The following is a 222-nucleotide window of genomic DNA, read 5'->3' as shown; positions in this document are numbered from 1 at the left end:
GCGCCGCTCCAGTACCTCATAGATTGGGATCCAGTACACGCCGGTGGACTCGAGCGCGACCGTGTCCACGCCGCACGCCAGCAGCCAGTCGGCCAGCGCGTGCAGATCGTCGGTCATCGCGCCGAATTCGCGCACCGGCTCGCAGCCGGCTTGTTCGGCCAGATGCCGTGGCATCGCCACCCAGTGGCTCGACGCGCCCACGTCGATCCCTGCCGCATTGGG

1 pseudogene is annotated in these 222 nt (G+C 68.9%); it reads right to left on the bottom strand.

Annotated features, from left to right (window positions below):
• Positions 1-222: pseudogene (locus tag ACYP5B_RS45640) on the bottom strand (IS110 family transposase); the annotation flags it as partial.

It is taken from the genome of Cupriavidus sp. 8B (genome assembly GCF_054589115.1).
This window is presented reverse-complemented; position numbering and strand designations above follow the sequence as displayed.